Raw genomic sequence first — 16499 nt, 5'->3', positions numbered from 1 at the left:
CTCACCGGAGCGGCGTCTGCCGTTCACGGGGTCGTGGGCCCGCGCCTGCGCGTGATCGCCACCGTCACGAGCCCGACACCGACTGCGGCGACGACCCCGCTGCCCGCCAGCACGCCGAGGGAGAGCGGGAAGGCGTTGGGCAGTTCGAGTTGCACCTGGGCCAGGCTCGTCAGCCCGCTGCTGCCGTCGGCGTTCATCACGACGAGCCGGTAGTCACCGTCCTGCACGGGCCAGGTGAGGTCGGCGGTCGAGTGCGACGTCGCCGAGGCGACCCAGAAGTCCTCGTCGGCCGGCGGAGTGGCCTGCCCCGTGCCCGGTTCGCGGGACACCTGGAGTTCGAAGGGGCTCACCGAGAAGTCGGTGACCCGATCGACGGCGATGCCGGACAGGTAGTCGGCCACCGCGTCGGCCGGGCCGATGCCGATGAAGACCCCGGCCGGACCGGCGCTGGTGGCCGACATGTGCAGCGTGGGCCATCCGGTGACGCCGCCGATGCCATGGACGTTCTCCATGCTCGCGACGTCGGTGACCAGGGCTGTGGTGGGTGTGGACACCTGGTTGCGTCCGGAGTCCAGCGTGCCGCTCGATCCGAAGGCGACGAGCACGGCGGCGGCGACCGTGCCGGCGATCCCGCCGATGAGGATCATGATGGATCCCACGACGGCCAGGGCCGTGTACCGCCGTGGCCGAAGCTCTGCACCGGGCGTGGCGCCCGGGCTGTAGGTGGTGGTCATGGTGCGCTCCAGTGACTGGTGGGGGCACGGCTGGGTGAGGGACTAGGCGTCGCGTCGGACGAGGGCGACGGCGGCGGCGGTCAGGGCAGCGGCTGCGTAGAGGGCGAAGACGCCGAGCCCGACCCACGGGGACAGGCCTCCCCCTGCGGAGCCGGTCTGCATGACCGCCGCAGCGGCGTTGCCGGGCAGGTACGGGTCGAGCTGGGGAAGGAGCATGCCCAGGAGCGGGAGGACGAACAGGACGCCGAACAGCGCGGCCACGGCGCCGATCGCGCTGCGCAGCAGCGAGCCGAACGCCACTCCGAGCACCGCGGTGAGGGCGAGCACGAGGGCCGACCCCACGACCGCGCGCAGCACGCCGGGCGCGGTGAGCGAGATCGTCACATCCGCTGCCGCGAGCACGGCCTTCCCCGTGAAGAAGGCGACGAGCGCGGCGGTCAGCGTCGCGGCGAAGGTCACGACGGCCACGACGGCGGCCTTGGCCCACAGAACCGGCAGTCGCCGCGGCACCGCGGTGAAGGTGACCCGGATCAGCCCGGTGACGTACTCGCTGGTGACGATCAGGACTCCCAGCGCGGCGACCAGCAGCTGGGTGAAGCTGACCCCGGTCAGCGCACCACCGGTCGGGTCTGTGCCGCCGCCGGCCGGCGGGATGCCGGCGAGGAGGACGCCGAGGGCCGGCGTGACGCCCGCGGCCACGATGCTGAGGACGCTGATGGCGAGGAGCCAGCGGCTGGAGCGGAGGCTGCGGAGCTTGATCGTCTCGGCGGCGAGCACCCGGGTCGGGGTCACGCGCATGCCGGCCGCGGCTGTGGGCTCGGTGCGAGGGCGGTCGGTGGTGGCGGTCATGCGGCGGCCCTCCCGGGGTCGGTGTGGTCGGGGGTGGTGGCGCGGAACTGGACGTCGTGCTGGGTCATCGCCAGGTAGGCGTCCTCGAGGGAGGCGTGGACCGGGGTCAGCTCGGTCAGCAGGATCCGGGCCGCCAGCGCGGTCTCGGCGATCTGCGTGCTGGTACGCCGGGTCACCGCCAGGACGTCGGGTTCCAGGCGTGCCACGGTTCCGCCGTCGGCACCGAGCAGGCGGGCCAGGTCGTCGGATCGAGAAGTGCGGACCCGCACCTGACCGGTGGCCGAGGCGGTCATCTCCTCCATGGAGACGTCGGCGATCAGCCGGCCGCGGCCGAGGATGACCAGGTGGTCGGCGGTCAACGCCATCTCGCTCATCAGGTGGGAGGAGATGAAGACGGTGCGCCCTTCCGCGGCAAGCCCGCGCAGCAGTTCACGGATCCACCGGATGCCGTCCGGGTCCAGACCGTTGACGGGCTCGTCGAGCAGGATCACCGCCGGGTCCCCGAGCAGGGCGGCGGCGATGCCGAGCCGCTGGGCCATGCCCAGGGAGAAGCCACCGACCCGCCGGTCGGCCGCCTCCCGCAGACCGACCATGTCGACGACCTCGTCCACGCGGGCCCGGCCGATGCCGTTGGTCACGGCCAGCGCGCGCAGATGGGCCAGCGCGCTGCGACCCGGGTGTGCGGCCCTGGCCTCGAGCATCGCCCCGACCTCACGCAGGGGCGCCGCGTGCTCGGCGTAGCGCCGTCCTCCGACGAGCGCCTCTCCGCTGGTGGGACGGTCCAGCCCGACGATGGCCCGCATCGTCGTGGACTTACCGGCGCCGTTCGGACCCAGGAACCCGGTCACGACCCCCGGCCGGATCGTGACGGTGAGGCCGTCGACGGCGACGGTCGGGCCGTAGACCTTCGTCAGGTTGCGGATCTCGATCATGGTGGCTCCTGAGTGAGTTCCGGCGGCCCGGTCGGTGGACCGGTCCTGCGGTCGCGGCCTCGCCCGGAACAGAGGCCCGATCTGGAGGGGACGCTAGGAACGGCGGCGGACCAGGAGCAGCCTGCGAGCACCACAGCTCCCGGAGGCCGACCGACCGTCGCGGGGGGCTGCCCTACCGCGGGGGGTCGTCCTCCACGACACGGAGGAGGGATGCCGGCCGCCCGTGCCGATACCGTCTCGGAATGGCCCTGCGGGTGGTGTTCGCCGACGACAACTTCCTCGTCCGGCAGGGCACCGCGGCACTGCTCGCCGAGGCCGGCGACGTGGAGGTCGTGGGCCTGGCCGAAGACGGGCCGGCGCTCATGCGCGCAGTCGCGGCGACCACACCCGACGCCGTGCTCACGGATGTCCGCATGCCGCCGACCTGGACCAACGAGGGCCTGGCTGCCGCGAGGCAGATCCGCCGCGACCATCCCGGCACCGGCGTCGTCGTCCTGTCGCAGTACGCCGAGCCGGCCGACGTCGTCGAACTGCTGTCCGGGGGCGTGGCGGGGATGGGTTATCTGCTCAAGGAACGGATCGGCCGCCTCGATGATCTCGTGGCCGCCCTGCAGGCGGTCTGCCGGGGCGGGTCCGCCCTGGACCCGCAGGTCGTGGAGACGCTCGTGGCCCGCCGGCAGGAACAGGACCGCTCCCCCCTGGCCGCGTTGTCCGAGCGGGAGCTCGCTGTGCTTCGCGAGATGGCCACCGGCAAGAGCAACGCCGCCATCGCGCGCACCCTGTTCGTGAGCGAACGAGCCGTCGAGAAGCACACCAACGCCCTGTTCGCCAAGCTCGGGGTGCGCGAGGAACCGGACGTCAACCGGCGGGTGCTGGCCGTGCTCCGCTTCCTCGAGGCCGCTCCGCCCGCCTGAGCGAGGGGTGGTGCCAGCACCCCTCGTCCGTGCGGCCAGGAGCCCTATCCCTCCTCCGGCCACCCGCGCACACTGCGAGCGTGGCCCACGGCGACCGGCACCCCCGGACCACCGTCGGTGCGCGGCTCGTCATCGCCGTCTGCTTGGCGGGCTACGTGCTGGCCGTCTACTGGCTGCTCGTGCTCGGCGGCGGAGCACTCCTGGGCAGCCGGCCGCCGAACGTGCCGCTGGCCGTGCTGGCCACGGCGGTCGTCGCCGTGACCTTCGAGCCGCTCCGGCGTGCGTTGTCCCGCCGATGGACCATCTCCCCCTACGACGCCCTCGCCGAGTTCACGCAGCAGGTGACCGGCTTGGTCGCCACCGATCAGCTGGCGCCTCGCATGGCCCGGCTGCTCGCCGAGGCCACCAGCGCGAGCCGGGTCGAGGTGTGGCTCCAGGGCGACGGATCGGCAGGTGAGGACCTGGCCGCGCGCTGGCCCGCCGACGCGGATCCCATCCCGCTGAACGCCCCGGCGACGCATCGTCACGAGATCCGGCAGGCCGGCGAGGTCATCGGCCACGTCGTCCGCGAACCGACCAGGCCTGCCGACCCGCTGAGCCCGGTCGAGCAGCGCCTGCTGGGCGACCTGCTGGCCTCGGCCGGCCTCGCACTGCGCAACCTCACGCTCAGGACGGGCCTGCAGCGCCACATCGAGGAGACCGTCGAGCGCTCAGTGGAGCTGCAGGCATCCCGGCAGCGGATCGTCGCCACTGCCGACGCCACCCGCCGTCGACTCGAGCGCGACATCCATGACGGGGCACAGCAGCACCTGGTGGCCCTCACGGTGAGCCTCGGACTGGCGGCCACGGTGGGGGCTCATGACCCGCCGCGAGCGGCGTCCCTGGTCAGGGAACTGCGCCCCGCCGCCGAGATCGCCCTGGCCACGCTCGAGCTGCTGTCGCGCGGCATCTACCCGCAACTGCTCGCCGAATCCGGCATGGCCGCGGCCTTGGAGGCAGCGTGGTCGACCAGCCCCGTCCCGGTGCACCTGGCGGACGAGACGAGGCGGCGGTTCCCAGCCGAAGTGGAGTCCGCTGCCTACTTCTGCTGCCTCGAGGCCGTGCAGAACGCGGTCAAGCACGCACAGCCGACCCGGGTGGACGTCCGATTGTCCGCGCGGCCTGGTGAACTGCGCCTGGAGGTGGTGGACGACGGGGCCGGGTTCGACGACGCGGTCGTCGCCGACGGGTCGGGGCTGGCCGGCATGCGGGACCGCATCGAGTCACTCGCCGGAACGCTGACGGTGGACAGCCGCCCGGGTAGCGGCACCCGATTGACCGGTTGCATCCCGGTCCTCCGCCGAGTGGTCCCGGATGGACGCGGTGGCTGAGGCCGGCACGGCAGCCCGTCGGTGGGCGTGGACCCTCTGCGCGCTCACCGGGTTCGTCTCCGCCGCCCAGATCGGACTGCTGATGGCCGGCGGTATCCCCCTGTTCGCCCCGGAGAGCCTCGACGAGCCCTTCCCCACCGTGAGCCTCGCCGTCGTGATCGGCGCCGTCGTGGGGGCCGCCATCGTGGACCGGCATCCCCGGCACCGCATCGGGTGGCTGTTCTGCATCGGCCAGTTCGGAGCGGCCGTCGGCCTGACCGCTCAAGCGCTGGCCCTGGCGATCCTGCCCGGCGATCTGCCGCTGCCGGAGTCCGTCGGGCAGCTCGCCGGATGGACCGGATCGCTGCTCGGCGCCTCGTACGCCTTGACGCTGCTCGGGCTGGTGCTGCTGTCGGTTCCCGAGGGTCGCCTGCCCTCCGCCCGCTGGTGGCCGGTCGTCGTCCTGCTGATCGGCGGCTTCGCGGTCGCCTCGACCGGCCTGCTCCTCGTGCCGCCCAGTCGGTTCGGCGCCACCGCGGCCGTCGACGCCGGCTCCGGCGCCATCGCGCTCGCGGAGAGCGGCCAGCACGCCATGACCGTGGGCCTGGTCGGCAGCGCCGTGGCCCTGGCGGTGCGGCTGCGTCGCGCCACAGGTGAGGAGCGCCAGCAACTCCGCTGGATGGCGGCGGCGGCGGCCACGGTGGCCCTCGCGGTGGCGGCGATCATGGTCGACACCCTCGTGCGTGGGCCCGAGGCCCCGCAGCGGTGGTACCTGCAGCAGCTGCTCTACCTGAGCTATCTCACGTTCCAGGTGGCCACCGGATTCGCCGTGCTGCGCTACCGGCTCTACGACATCGACCTGATCATCGGCCGCACGGTGCGCCTGGCGATCCTGGCGGTGTTCGTCACCGTCGGCTACGTCACCGCGGTCGTGGCCATCGGCACATTGCTGGCCGGCCCCTCGTCCGCCGTGTGGCCGTCGCTGCTCGCCTACGTGCTCGTCGCCCTCGCCTTCCAGCCGCTGCGTCGTCAGGTGAACCGGTTCGCCGACCGGATGGTCTACGGCGAGCGGGCCACGCCCTACGACAACCTCGCCGAACTCTGCCGCCAGCTCGCCGCGGGCCGGCTCGCCGACGGCGATCTCCTGGAGCTGGCGGCGCGGTGCAGCGCACTGGCGGTCGGCGCCCGCAGCGCCCGCACCACCATCGCGATGCCGAACGGCGGTGAACGCAGTGCCAGCTGGCCGCCCGGTACCGAGCACCGGGCGGATGTGGTGCTGCCGGTGATCGATCCCGACGCGGTGCTGGGTCGGATCGAGCTCGGTCTGCGCCGCGGCCACGCACTCACCCGCGGACAGCGCCGACTGCTCGACGAGCTCACCACCGAGGTCGCCCTCGCGTTCCACAACATGCGGCTGACCGCCGCCCTGCACCGGCGGGCGGAGGTCCTCAACGCTCACCGAGCGGAACTGCAGGCGTCGCGGCGGCGGCTGCTGACCGCCGCCGACACCGAACGCGAGCGGATCTCCACGTCCATCCGCACGGATGTGGCCGTGCATCTGCGGCCACTGCCCGCCGCCCTCACCGACGTGGAGAACCGCATGGCGGACGATCCAGCCGCCGCCCGGCGCACCCTGGAAGGGCTGCAACAGACGACGACCCGCGCGATCGACGCACTGCGGCGGATCACCGCCGGTGTCCTGCCTCCCATGCTCGTCCGGCGTGGCCTAGGACCGGCGGTGCAGAGCCATGTCGCCCGGTTCCCCGGCCTCACGACCGTCACCATCGACCCGGACGTGCCCGCTCACCTGGATCCGTCGGTGGAGACCGCCGCCTACTACTGCACCCTCCGCGCCGTCGACGCCGTTGCGCCGGGCTCGCACGTGACCCTCCGGATGGCGGACGGCCACCTGCATCTGACCGTCCGCGGCCGGAAGCTCGGCGAGCTGGCCGATCGCCAGCAGGTTCTCGACCGCGTCCAGGCGGTGGGAGGTCAGCTGGAGGAGGGCGACCTCGGTGACGGGGACACCGAGGTCCGGGCCGTGCTGCCGCTCGACCCGAGCGCCCACGCCGCGGCCAGCCGTGCGGCGTCGAACTCCGACTTCTTGATGTAGGCCGCAGCACCGCACGCCCGCACCTCGTCGCCGAACTCCTCCTCGTCGCGGGTCGACACCAGCACGACCACCGGCGGCCGACCCAGCGCCGACAGGCGCCGAGCCGTCTGCATGCCGTCCATCCCGGGCAGCCCGACGTCCATGAGCACCAGGTCCGGCCGCAGTCCGGGGACCGCGGCCAGGCAGTCCTCCCCCGACTCGGCCGCCCCCACGACGACGAACGGATCGGTCAGCTCGACGACGGCCGCCGCCGCCCGCCGAAACGGCTCCTGGTCATCGACGATCAGCACCCGCACCCGGGCCACCCCGACATCACCTCCGAAGGCAGTCTCCCGCCTCTTCGGACGCCTGTCCTTGGTGCAGGCACCCAACCGGGAGGAGGCCAGCCCACCCGGATCGCGACGGCGCGGTCGAGTGCCCCGCTCCCGCCTCATGACAGCCAGATCACAGGCGACCTCCACCTCGTGGCCTGGAGGACGACGAGTAGGAGGCCGTGGTGCTCTTCGTCAACCACTCCTGCGAGCCCGACGTCGGCGTCGCCGGCAACGTCGTCCTGGGGGCGATGCGGGACGTCGACGCCGGCGAGGAGCTCACCACGGACTACGCGATGTTCGACGACGACGAGGGGTCGTCGCCGCATTCCGTGACCGGTCGCTGGCCGAGCAGGCCTTCCCGCACGTGCTCGTCGGTGCCACCTGCTGCACGGCCCGCGTCGACCGGCGGGTGGTCTCCCAGGCGGTGGTGATCGCCACCGGCGTGGCCGCCGACGGGCACCGCGAGGTCCTCGGCTTCGCCGTCGGCGACAACGAGGACGGCGCGTTCTGGACCGCGTTCCTGCGCACGCTCGAGGCCCGCGGATCGGCCGGCACGCAGCTGGTCGTCCCCGATGCCCACACCGGGCTGAAGGCCGCGATCGCCGCGGTGCTGCTGGGGGCGGCCTCGCAGCGCTGCCGGGTGCACGTCATGCGCACCGTCTTGGCGCGGGTCCCGAAGGGCAACGCCGAGATGGTCGCCGCAGCGATCCGCACGACCTTCGCCCGGCAGGACGCGGAGCACGTGCACTCCCAGCTCGACGTCATCGCCGGCCTGCTCGGCCGGCAGTTCCCGCAGGTGGAGGCGATGCCGCGCGTGGCCGAGGACGACCTGCTGGCCTTCCCCGGCTTCCCCGTCGCGCACGCCGAAGTTGATCTGGTCGAGCCGTCCGCTGGAGCGGCTGAACGAGGAGATCAAAGGGCGCACCGATGTGGTCGGCGTCTTCCCCAGCAGCGAGCGCGGCTACCGTGACCGGTGGTCGCGGTAGCAGTTTCGCACCCCGAAGATGCCGGGCGAGCCGATGCGCGTGCAGCCCAGCCGCGCCAGGCGCCCCGCCGGCGAAGACGCCTGATCCGGACCACCGCCGTCCGGGACCAGCCGTACCGACCGGGGGCTCCGGTCGGTACGGCCGGGGCGACGTAGCTGGGCGACCTACCGGTCCGCGGCGGGCACGCCTCGGCTCATGCGGCGAGCGAGGGCGCCGCGGTGGTGGCGGCCGGCTCCAGGGCGAGGGCGACGACGTCACGGACGTCACCGACCAGGTGGACGCTGAGCGCCGCCCGCACGGCCTCCGGGACGTCGTCGAGGTCGGGCTCGTTGCGGGCCGGGAGCAGCACCGTGCTGATCCCGGCGCGGTGCGCGGCGAGCAGCTTCTGCTTGACCCCGCCGATGGGCAGCACCCGGCCGGTGAGGGACACCTCGCCGGTCATGGCGACATCGCTGCGCACCGGCCGCCCGGACAGCGCGGATGCCAGCGCGGTCACCATGGTGATACCGGCACTGGGCCCGTCCTTGGGTACCGCCCCGGCGGGCACGTGCACGTGCACCTCGCGTTCCCGGAGGTCGGAGACCGGCAGCTCCAGCTCCGCCCCGTGCGACCGCAGGAACGACAGCGCGATCTGCGCCGACTCCTTCATCACGTCGCCGAGCTGCCCGGTCATCCGCAGCCCGGTGCCGCCGGTCTCCGGATCCGCCAGCGACGCCTCCACGAACAGCACGTCACCGCCGGTTCCGGTCACCGCCAGCCCGGTGGCCACGCCGGGGACCGCGGTCCGCTCGGCCGGCTCCGGGGTGAACCGCGGCCGGCCCAGCAGCTCCCGCAGGAGGGGCCGGTCGACGACCACCGGACCGGGACCGGTGGCCAGGCGCGTGGTCACCTTGCGCAGGAGCCGCGCGAGCTGGCGCTCCAGGTCGCGGACGCCGGCCTCCCGGGTGTGCTCGGCGGCCAGCGCCCGCAGCACGTCGTCGGTGACCGTGGCTTCCTCGGCGGTCAGCCCGGCGCGCTCGAGCTGGCGCGGCAGGAGGTGGTCCCGGGCGATGACCAGCTTCTCGTCCTCGGTGTAGCCGTCCAGCCGCACGACCTCCATCCGGTCCAGCAGCGGGGCGGGGATGCCCTCGAGCACGTTGGCCGTGGCGAGGAAGACCACGTCGGAGAGGTCCAGCTCGACCTCGAGGTAGTGGTCGCGGAACGTGTGGTTCTGGGCGGGGTCGAGGACCTCCAGCAGGGCGGCCGCGGGGTCGCCGCGGTAGTCGCTGCCGAGCTTGTCGACCTCGTCCAGGAGCACGACGGGGTTCATCGACCCGGCCTCGCGGACGGCCCGGACGATGCGGCCGGGCAGCGCGCCGACGTAGGTGCGGCGGTGGCCCCGGATCTCGGCCTCGTCACGCACGCCCCCGAGGGCCACGCGCACGAACGAACGGCCCATCGCGCGGGCCACCGACTCCCCCAGCGAGGTCTTGCCGACCCCCGGCGGGCCGACCAGGGCCAGCACGGCGCCGCTGCGCCGGCCGCCCACGACGCCGAGGCCGCGCTCCTCACGGCGCTTGCGCACCGCCAGGTGCTCGGTGATCCGGTCCTTGACCTCCTCGAGGCCGGCGTGGTCGGCGTCGAGCACCGCCCGGGCACCGACCACGTCGTACGCGTCGTCGGTCCGCTCGTTCCACGGCAGTTCCAGGACGGTGTCCAGCCACGTGCGCGCCCAGCCGGCCTCCGGGGACTGCTCGGAGGTCCGCTCGAGCTTGTCGACCTCGCGCAGGGCGGCCTGCCGGACGTGCTCGGGCAGGACGGCGGCCTCCACGCGGGAGCGCAGGTCGGCCGGCTCGTCGCCGTCGCCGCCCTCCAGCTCGCGCAGCTCCTTGCGGATCGCGTCCAGCTGCCGCCGCAGCAGGAACTCCCGCTGCTGGCGCTCCATGCCCTCCTGGACGTCCTTGCGGATCGTCTCGGCGACGTCGAGCTCGCCCAGGTGCTCCCGCGCCCAGCCGATGGCCAGCTCCAGGCGCCGGGCGACGTCCGCCGTCTCCAGCAGGGTGAGCTTCTGCTCGGCCGTCAGGTAGGAGGCGTAGCCGGCGGTGTCGGCGACTTCGGCCGGGTCGCTGAGCCGCTGCACGCCGTCGGTGAACTGCCAGGCGCCGCGCGCCTGCAGCACGGACACGACCAGGCCCTTGTACTCGCGGGCGAGCTCCTTGGTCCGCTCGCCGTCGACCTCCTCGGCCATCGGGGTGACGTCGACCCACAGGGCACCGCCGGGGCCGCTCGCCCCGGCGCCGATCCGGGCGCGGGCCAGGCCGCGCACCAGCGCGCCCGGCTGCCCGCTCGGCAGCCGGCCGATCTGCTCCACGGCGGCGATCGCGCCGACCGCGGCGTGCCGGCCGTGCAGCCGCGGCGCCAGCAGGACGCGCGCCGAGCCGTCGGCGGAGCGCGCGGCCTCGACCGCGACCCGCACCTCGGCCTCGCTCAGGTCCAGGGGGACCGCCATGCCGGGCAGGACGACCACGTCGTCCAGCGGCACCAGCGGCAGGTTCTCGGTACTGCTCATCACGTCCTCCACGAGCCGGTGTCCTCTCACCGGTCGCGCGGACAACGCGGGCCCGGCGCGCCGCATGCCGGCGTTCGCCCACAGCGGAGCCGGGCGGCCGGGACGCGGCCCTGTCCCCCTCCGCTCCGCGGTGGTAGCCATGCCCCGTGGACGTGCACGTGCGCGATCTCCGGTACTTCCTCGCGGTCGCCGACGAGCTGCACTTCACCCGCGCCGCGCAGCGGTTGTTCGTGTCGCAGCCGGCGCTCAGCCGGCAGATCCGCGCCCTGGAGCAGCACCTCCGCACCCCGCTGTTCGAGCGGCGGCCCGCGGGGGTGGTGCTGACCCCGGCCGGTCGAGCCCTCGTGCCGCACGCCCGCAACGTGGTCGCGGCCTGGGACGAGGCCCGGCACGCGGTCGCCCTCGCGCTGGCCGCGGCCAGCCAGACCCTCGTCGCCGGGCTCACCATCGGCCTGGGCCGAGGCTTGCTCCCGGCGGTCCTGCGCACGTTCGGCGAGCGCCACCCCGGCTTCCGCGTGGAGCTGCGGCAGATCCCGTTCGACGACCCGTCCGTCGGCCTGCTGGACGGCACCACGGACGTCGGGTTCTGCTGGCTGCCCATCCCCGCGGACAACGGCCTGCGCCACCGGGTCCTGCTCACCGAAGCGCGGTCCGTCGCGCTCCCGGTCGACCACCCGCTGACCGCCCGCACCGAGCTCACCATGACCGACCTCGCCGACGAGCCCTTCCTCGCGCTCCCGGAGTCCACCGGCGCCCAGCGGGACTTCTGGCTGGCCGCCGACGCGCGCGCCGGCCGGCCGATCCGGGTCGGCACCGTCGTGCACGGCCCCGAGGAGACGGTGGAGGCGCTCGGCCGGGGCGACGGCGTCGCGCTGATCACCACCGGCAACGCCGAGATCTACCGCAGGCCCGAGTTCGTCGTCCGCCCCGTGCGCGGCATCCCACCCGGCCAGCTGGCGGTCGCCTGGCGGGACGGGGACCCCCGCCGCGAGGTGCACGACTTCGTGCTCAGCTGCATCGCGGCGGCCGCCACCCTGGGAGCTGCTCCCGGCGCGGTCTGACCGCCGCGATCACGCCCCCTGGGACGAGCCCGGCGACGAAGCCTGCGCGGCGGTGGTCCGGCCGGCAGGTCGCTCATCGCCGCCGGTCGGATCGCCGGATCAGAGCAGCGCCGACCCGGCGGCCGCATCGGGAGGAGCGATGGCCTCGATCCGGCGCAGATCCTCCGCGGACAGCCGGACCGAGGCCGCGGCGGCGTTCTCCGCGACGCGGACCGTGCTGCGGGTGCCGGGTATCGGGACGACGTCCGCCCCCTGGTGGAGCAGCCAGGCGAGAGCCAGTTGTGCGGGGGTGATGCCCTTCTCCTCCGCGAGGTCACCGAGAGGCGCGAAGCGTTCGCGGTTGACCGCGAGGTTGCCACCCCGGAACCGCGGGTGGTGGCGCCGGAAGTCACCGTCACCGACCTCGGTCACCGTGCCGGTGAGGAAACCGCTGCCCAGCGGGGCCCAGGGCACGACGCCGATGCCGAGCTCGCGTGCCACCGGGAGGACCTCGCGCTCGATGCCGCGGGTCCACAGCGACCACTCGCTCTGGACGGCGGTGATCGGGTGCGTGCCATGGGCACGACGGAGCTCGTCGGCGGTGGTGTTGCAGACGCCCAGGTGTCCGGCCTTGCCGGCGGCGACCAGCTCGGCCATGGCCCCGACGCTGTCCTCGATCGGCACGCCAGGGTCGGTCCAGTGCAGGTACCAGAGGTCGACGGCGTCGACGCCGAGGCGGCGGAGGCTGGCCTCGAGCGCCGGCCGCGCCCGCTCGGGCCGGGCGTCGACGAGGACGTCGTTGTCCCACTTGGTGTCCTGGCGGCGGCGCGCGGGCCGGGCCGGGTCGGTCGCGATGCCCCACTTCGTGGCCAGCTGGACGTCGTCCCGGCGGGTCCGGAGCACCGGCGCGAGCAGCCGCTCCGCCAGGCCGTCGTCGCCGTAGGCGTCGGCGGTGTCCAGGAAGGTGACCCCGCTGTCGACGGCCGCGCGGACGACATCGCCCGCGCCCTGCTCCGTCGTCCCTCCGTAGAGGCCCGTGAGGACCATCGCGCCGTAGCCCACGGCCGACACCTCGAGATCGGCGAGCCTGCGGCGCGGCACGACGCCGGAGTGGGTGGGGGCCTCCGTCATGGCCGCCGTCCTCTCCCTGGTCCTCTCCCGGTGCGCCGCAGTCCAGCGCGCGGCCGACCGCACTGTCCAATGCGCGACCCGATAGCGATGCGGAATGGCGGCCGGCGGCGCCGAGCGGTCACCAGGGGATGGGGCGGCCGTCGCGGAAGAAGCCACCGGTCGGACCGTCATCGGGGAGATCGACCGCGAACAGGACGCCGGCGGCACCCTCGGCGACCGGGCGACCACCCCGCCCGCCCATGTCGGTGGCCACCCAGCCCGGGCAGACGGCGTTGACCAGCACACCACGCGGCCGCAGGTCGGCGGCGAGCTTCACCGTCAGCATGTTCAGCGCCGCCTTCGACACCGAGTACGCGGGCACGCCGCCGGCACCGTCGGTCTCCCCGAAGGAGCCGGCGCCGCTGGACACGTTCACCACCCGCCCGCCGCGACGCAGCAGCGGCCCGAGCGCGACGGTGGTGCGCCAGGCCCCCACGGTGTTGACCGCGAGCGCGTCGGCGACCACCGTCAGATCGGCTTCCACGGCGCTCTGCCAGGTGTCGTAGTCGACCCCTGCGTTGTTGACCAGCACGTCCAGCCCCCCGTGCTCGGCGCGCACCCACTCGGCCAGCGCCTCGACGCTGTCCGGGTCCGTCACCTCGAGCGGGCGGACCACGACCGGACCGGTCATCCCCCGGGCGGCCTCCTCCCCCCGGCCCGGGTCGCGCGCGCCCAGGACCGTGGTGACCCCTCGAGCGGCCAGGCGGCGCACGACCTCCCGGCCGATCCCGCGGTTGGCACCGGTCACCACTGCCACACCGGCGTCCCTCACCGTCGACCCGCCGTCACGTCCGGCTCCGCCTGGGGGCGATGGCGACGGGCGCGGCCAACGACTGGACAGGCGTCATGACGCTCCTCCTGCAACGGCCGGTCGGTCACCTGGCAGCCACAACCAACCGGCACTCCGGCACGGAGTCCAATTCCATGTCCCATGACGGGACCTCATGACCGACCGGGGCACGACCACTGCCTCGGGCGCGGCGGGGAACGGCAGCGCCCCCGGCCTGGGCGGACAGGACGGGGGCGCGCTCCGCAGTGAACCGAGGGTCGCGGTCGGGCGACCGGTAGGTCAGCCGGGCATCGTCTCGGTCACACCGCTCGGTGCACGCGGGACCGGGACGACGACCTCGGGCTGCCGCAGGCCCAGCTCGGCGAGCGCCTCCTCGAAGCTCTCGTGCAGCAGGACGAGCCGGTCGACCAACCGGCCCACGTAGTCGGCGGACGAGCGCACCGCCACCGGCCGCTGCATGAGGAACCAGAAGAAGCGGTCGAGGTCGCGGCCGTCGTCGTACTCGCGGTGCTCCTCGGCGGACGGGACGTACCCGATGGCGGCGAGGAACCGGGAGGCCACGCGGCGGTGCAGCGCCGCCGTCGTCCGGGCGTAGGCGCCGACCGCGTCGTCGATCCGGTCGGCGGTCATGCCGGCGGGCGGGTGCCAGCCGTCGGCCGCGGTCGGCGGCGGGACGACGAGCCCGACCGCCCGGCCCAGGAGCGGGACGAGCCGCGGGCGGTCGGCATCGGTGAGCAGGTCGTTGGCGTGCCGCAGGACGGCGGCCAGCTCGCGGTCGACGCAGGCGGGTGCGTCGCTGAAGCGCTCACCGGCGATGAGCGACGTGTACTCCAGGAAGCAGGCGCCGCGCGACGGGTGCTTGTGCTTCCCCCGGCTCAGCACCGGCATGGAGTCCGGGATGGCGGCCATGAGGCAGGCTAGCCGTGACCCGGGTCACAGCGGGGGCCTGCGCGCGCGGGTCCCTCAGGCGGCCGAGCGGTGGCGACCCGTGGTGCGCTCCACCGCCGAGGCCCAGCTGCTGGCCAGCGCGGCGATCGTCGCCATGGCCTCCTCGTAGATGCGCTCGTGCGACTCGACGGGCGGCCCCGCGATCATCTCGACGACCGCCTCGGCCCCCTCCTCGGCAGGAGCGTCCTCGGCGGCAGCCGCCTCGGCCGGGGCCTCCTCCACGGGGGCCTCCTCCGCGGCGGCCTCGTCCGCGGCGAGGGTCTCGGTCGCCGGGGCCGCGGCCTGCTGCGGAACCGGGACCGGGACCGGGACCGGCGCCGGCTCGGCGATGGTCAGCGCCACCGTGGGCGCCGGCCCGGCCGCGCCGGGAACCGGGATGCGGGGCAGCACCTGCGTGTCACCGGAGTTCGTCACGCCTCTCGTATCGGCGGCTGCCGGAGGCTGCGTGACCGATCCGGGGAAAAGACTTGAGGCCCTCAACCGTCCCGGGGACGGGTCCCCGCGGGCCAGGATGCGGACGTGGAGCCGTACCGCCCCGAGGCCTGGTCGGATCTCGCCGTCGCCGCGGTCGGCGCGTGCGCCGCGCTGACCGGGCTGCTCTTCGTGGCGGTCTCCATCAACCTCGCCCGCGTGCTGGAGTTCCCCGACCTGCCCGGGCGCGCGGCGCGGACCCTCGGCCTGCTCGTCGGCCTGCTCGCGGCCGGCGTGTGCGTCCTGGTACCGGGCCAGCCGGTCGGCGCGCTGGCCGCGGAGCTGGGGGCCGTCGGGCTGCTGCTGGTGGTCGCCGCGCTGGTTCCGCTGCTGCGCGGCGGGACGTCGTCCGGGACGTCACGTCGGCGGCTGGTCGCCCCGGTGCTCCTGCTCGTGCCGTCGGCGGCGCTCGCGGCGTGCGCGGTCAGCCTGCTCGCCGGCGCCGGCGGGGGCCTCTACTGGCTGGCGGTCGCCCTGGTGACCGGCATGGCGGGCGCCAGCGCCAACGCCTGGGTGCTCCTGGTCGAGATCAACCGCTGAGCGTCACCGGGCCAGCAGCATCGCCGTGACGTCGAGGTCGTGGGCACCCTGCGCGTCGGCGTCGGTCCGGATCGCGAAGGCCACCGAGACGGCGCGGGCGAGCACCGCGCGGCTGCGCTCGTCGGCGGGCAGGAAGCTCGTGGCGGCCAGCCGCGGGCGGGCGACGGGGGCGAAGGCGGTGGCGGGGGGCATCGGGGACTCCTGTCGTCGGGGCGGGCCGGGTCCGTCCCGGTCACCGACGAGCCTGCGGGCCGCACCGCACGCCTGCCGCGCGGGAACCGCACGATCACCGCAAGACGGCGGCGGTCACCCGGACGGGTGACGCCGTGGCGGTTCCGCCCCTCTCCGGCTCTCGCCGGGGCACCGACCTGTCGTTGCTCCACCGTCGAGCGAGGAGAGGAGGTGGACGTGCGGATCCCGTTCCTGGTCTACGGGCTGCTGTACGTGGTCGTGGAGCTCGTCGGGGCGCGCCTGGAGGAGATCGGCTGGCCCCGGCTGACCGCCCTGGACGTCGCCACTGCCGTCGTCCACTCGGTGTTCACCGTCTGCGTCGGGGTCGCCGTCCTCCTCGGGCTCGACGTCGTGATCCGCCACTGGCGCCGCTCGCGGGCGGCCTGGCACGCCGAGCAGGCGCGCCTCGCGGCGGAGGCCGAGCCGGAGACGATCACCGTCCAGGCCTGGCGCGCCGAGCCCCTGGCGCTGCCGGCCGGCACCGCCGGCCGCCCCTTCAACGGGCCGGACAACAACAACCGCGACTACCGGGGGCTGCCGCTCTACGCCCCCTACCAGTTACTAGACGCC

At 74.3% G+C, this 16499-nt stretch carries 16 protein-coding genes and 1 pseudogene; 7 read left to right on the top strand and 10 right to left on the bottom strand.

Annotation, left to right across the window (positions count from 1 at the left end; genetic code table 11):
- Positions 1 to 23: 23 nt before the first annotated feature.
- Genes ACI797_RS08665 through ACI797_RS08655 form a run of 3 tightly spaced genes read right to left on the bottom strand, consistent with a single transcriptional unit; the run spans position 24 to position 2515 of the window.
- Positions 24 to 734, bottom strand: coding sequence for a hypothetical protein (locus ACI797_RS08665; protein WP_456858217.1), 711 nt, complete (start codon positions 732 to 734; stop codon positions 24 to 26).
- Positions 735 to 776: 42 nt separating this feature from the next.
- On the bottom strand, positions 777 to 1583 hold the full coding sequence (locus tag ACI797_RS08660; RefSeq protein WP_456858216.1) for a hypothetical protein: 807 nt from the start codon (positions 1581 to 1583) through the stop codon (positions 777 to 779).
- Positions 1580 to 2515, bottom strand: coding sequence for an ABC transporter ATP-binding protein (locus ACI797_RS08655; RefSeq protein ID WP_456858215.1), 936 nt, complete (start codon positions 2513 to 2515; stop codon positions 1580 to 1582). Before ACI797_RS08655 ends, ACI797_RS08660 begins: the two co-directional genes overlap by 4 nt.
- 242 nt (positions 2516 to 2757) lie before the next feature.
- Here ACI797_RS08655 and ACI797_RS08650 point away from each other — a divergent pair, with 242 nt between their 5' ends.
- Entirely contained in the window at positions 2758 to 3429 is a 672-nt protein-coding gene (locus ACI797_RS08650; RefSeq protein ID WP_456858214.1) for a response regulator transcription factor, read from the top strand.
- A 155-nt stretch (positions 3430 to 3584) separates the two neighbouring features.
- A complete protein-coding gene (locus ACI797_RS08645) occupies positions 3585 to 4799 on the top strand; it encodes a sensor histidine kinase (RefSeq protein ID WP_456858213.1) in 1215 nt (404 codons plus the stop codon).
- Between the two features lie 1971 nt (positions 4800 to 6770).
- On the opposite strand, the gene ACI797_RS08640 is transcribed toward ACI797_RS08645, so the two are convergent.
- Complete coding sequence (locus tag ACI797_RS08640; protein WP_456858212.1) at positions 6771 to 7196, bottom strand: response regulator; 426 nt, start codon at positions 7194 to 7196, stop codon at positions 6771 to 6773.
- A gap of 188 nt (positions 7197 to 7384) precedes the next feature.
- Between ACI797_RS08640 and ACI797_RS08635 the strand changes: the two genes are divergently transcribed.
- Together ACI797_RS08635 and ACI797_RS08630 are read left to right on the top strand one after the other, a co-directional pair.
- Positions 7385 to 7636 carry an SET domain-containing protein-lysine N-methyltransferase gene (locus ACI797_RS08635; RefSeq protein ID WP_456858341.1) on the top strand — a complete coding sequence of 84 codons (252 nt, stop codon included), beginning with the start codon at positions 7385 to 7387 and terminating at the stop codon, positions 7634 to 7636.
- Positions 7522 to 8155 (top strand): annotated as a pseudogene (locus ACI797_RS08630) (IS256 family transposase); the annotation flags it as partial. The gene ACI797_RS08635 and the pseudogene ACI797_RS08630, both read left to right, overlap by 115 nt.
- Before the next feature lie 229 nt (positions 8156 to 8384).
- Here ACI797_RS08630 and lon read toward each other — a convergent pair.
- Positions 8385 to 10739, bottom strand: a complete 2355-nt coding sequence (gene lon, locus ACI797_RS08625; RefSeq protein ID WP_456858211.1) for an endopeptidase La — start codon at positions 10737 to 10739, stop codon at positions 8385 to 8387.
- A 146-nt stretch (positions 10740 to 10885) separates the two neighbouring features.
- Between lon and ACI797_RS08620 the strand changes: the two genes are divergently transcribed.
- A complete protein-coding gene (locus ACI797_RS08620; RefSeq protein ID WP_456858210.1) occupies positions 10886 to 11800 on the top strand; it encodes a LysR substrate-binding domain-containing protein in 915 nt (304 codons plus the stop codon).
- Positions 11801 to 11899: 99 nt separating this feature from the next.
- On the opposite strand, the gene ACI797_RS08615 is transcribed toward ACI797_RS08620, so the two are convergent.
- The 4 genes from ACI797_RS08615 to ACI797_RS08600 form a co-directional block, all read right to left on the bottom strand.
- Entirely contained in the window at positions 11900 to 12910 is a 1011-nt protein-coding gene (locus tag ACI797_RS08615; RefSeq protein WP_456858209.1) for an aldo/keto reductase, read from the bottom strand.
- Between the two features lie 118 nt (positions 12911 to 13028).
- Positions 13029 to 13706, bottom strand: a complete 678-nt coding sequence (locus ACI797_RS08610; RefSeq protein ID WP_456858208.1) for an SDR family NAD(P)-dependent oxidoreductase — start codon at positions 13704 to 13706, stop codon at positions 13029 to 13031.
- A gap of 312 nt (positions 13707 to 14018) precedes the next feature.
- On the bottom strand, positions 14019 to 14648 hold the full coding sequence (locus tag ACI797_RS08605; RefSeq protein ID WP_456858207.1) for a hypothetical protein: 630 nt from the start codon (positions 14646 to 14648) through the stop codon (positions 14019 to 14021).
- A gap of 54 nt (positions 14649 to 14702) precedes the next feature.
- Positions 14703 to 15101: a hypothetical protein gene (locus ACI797_RS08600; RefSeq protein WP_456858206.1), complete on the bottom strand. Its 399-nt coding sequence runs from the start codon at positions 15099 to 15101 to the stop codon at positions 14703 to 14705.
- Between the two features lie 105 nt (positions 15102 to 15206).
- Here ACI797_RS08600 and ACI797_RS08595 point away from each other — a divergent pair, with 105 nt between their 5' ends.
- Positions 15207 to 15698: a hypothetical protein gene (locus tag ACI797_RS08595; RefSeq protein WP_456858205.1), complete on the top strand. Its 492-nt coding sequence runs from the start codon at positions 15207 to 15209 to the stop codon at positions 15696 to 15698.
- A gap of 3 nt (positions 15699 to 15701) precedes the next feature.
- Here the strand turns inward: ACI797_RS08595 and ACI797_RS08590 are convergent, their stop codons facing one another.
- On the bottom strand, positions 15702 to 15890 hold the full coding sequence (locus tag ACI797_RS08590; protein ID WP_456858204.1) for a hypothetical protein: 189 nt from the start codon (positions 15888 to 15890) through the stop codon (positions 15702 to 15704).
- 210 nt (positions 15891 to 16100) lie between these two features.
- Between ACI797_RS08590 and ACI797_RS08585 the strand changes: the two genes are divergently transcribed.
- Positions 16101 to 16499, top strand: a 399-nt coding sequence (locus ACI797_RS08585; RefSeq protein WP_456858203.1) for a hypothetical protein, incomplete at its 3' end; no start/stop codon positions are given.

This window comes from Geodermatophilus sp. SYSU D00691, from assembly GCF_054050275.1.
This window is presented reverse-complemented; position numbering and strand designations above follow the sequence as displayed.

Excerpts from the sequence above, each read along its gene's own strand:
- ACI797_RS08615 (WP_456858209.1), bottom strand. The coding sequence starts at position 12,910 with ATGACGGAGGCCCCCACCCACTCCGGCGTCGTGCCGCGCCGCAGGCTC.
- ACI797_RS08660 (WP_456858216.1), bottom strand. The coding sequence starts at position 1,583 with ATGACCGCCACCACCGACCGCCCTCGCACCGAGCCCACAGCCGCGGCC.
- ACI797_RS08605 (WP_456858207.1), bottom strand. The coding sequence starts at position 14,648 with ATGGCCGCCATCCCGGACTCCATGCCGGTGCTGAGCCGGGGGAAGCAC.
- lon (WP_456858211.1), bottom strand. The coding sequence starts at position 10,739 with ATGAGCAGTACCGAGAACCTGCCGCTGGTGCCGCTGGACGACGTGGTC.
- ACI797_RS08665 (WP_456858217.1), bottom strand. The coding sequence starts at position 734 with ATGACCACCACCTACAGCCCGGGCGCCACGCCCGGTGCAGAGCTTCGG.
- ACI797_RS08655 (WP_456858215.1), bottom strand. The coding sequence starts at position 2,515 with ATGATCGAGATCCGCAACCTGACGAAGGTCTACGGCCCGACCGTCGCC.
- ACI797_RS08590 (WP_456858204.1), bottom strand. The coding sequence starts at position 15,890 with ATGCCCCCCGCCACCGCCTTCGCCCCCGTCGCCCGCCCGCGGCTGGCC.
- ACI797_RS08650 (WP_456858214.1), top strand. The coding sequence starts at position 2,758 with ATGGCCCTGCGGGTGGTGTTCGCCGACGACAACTTCCTCGTCCGGCAG.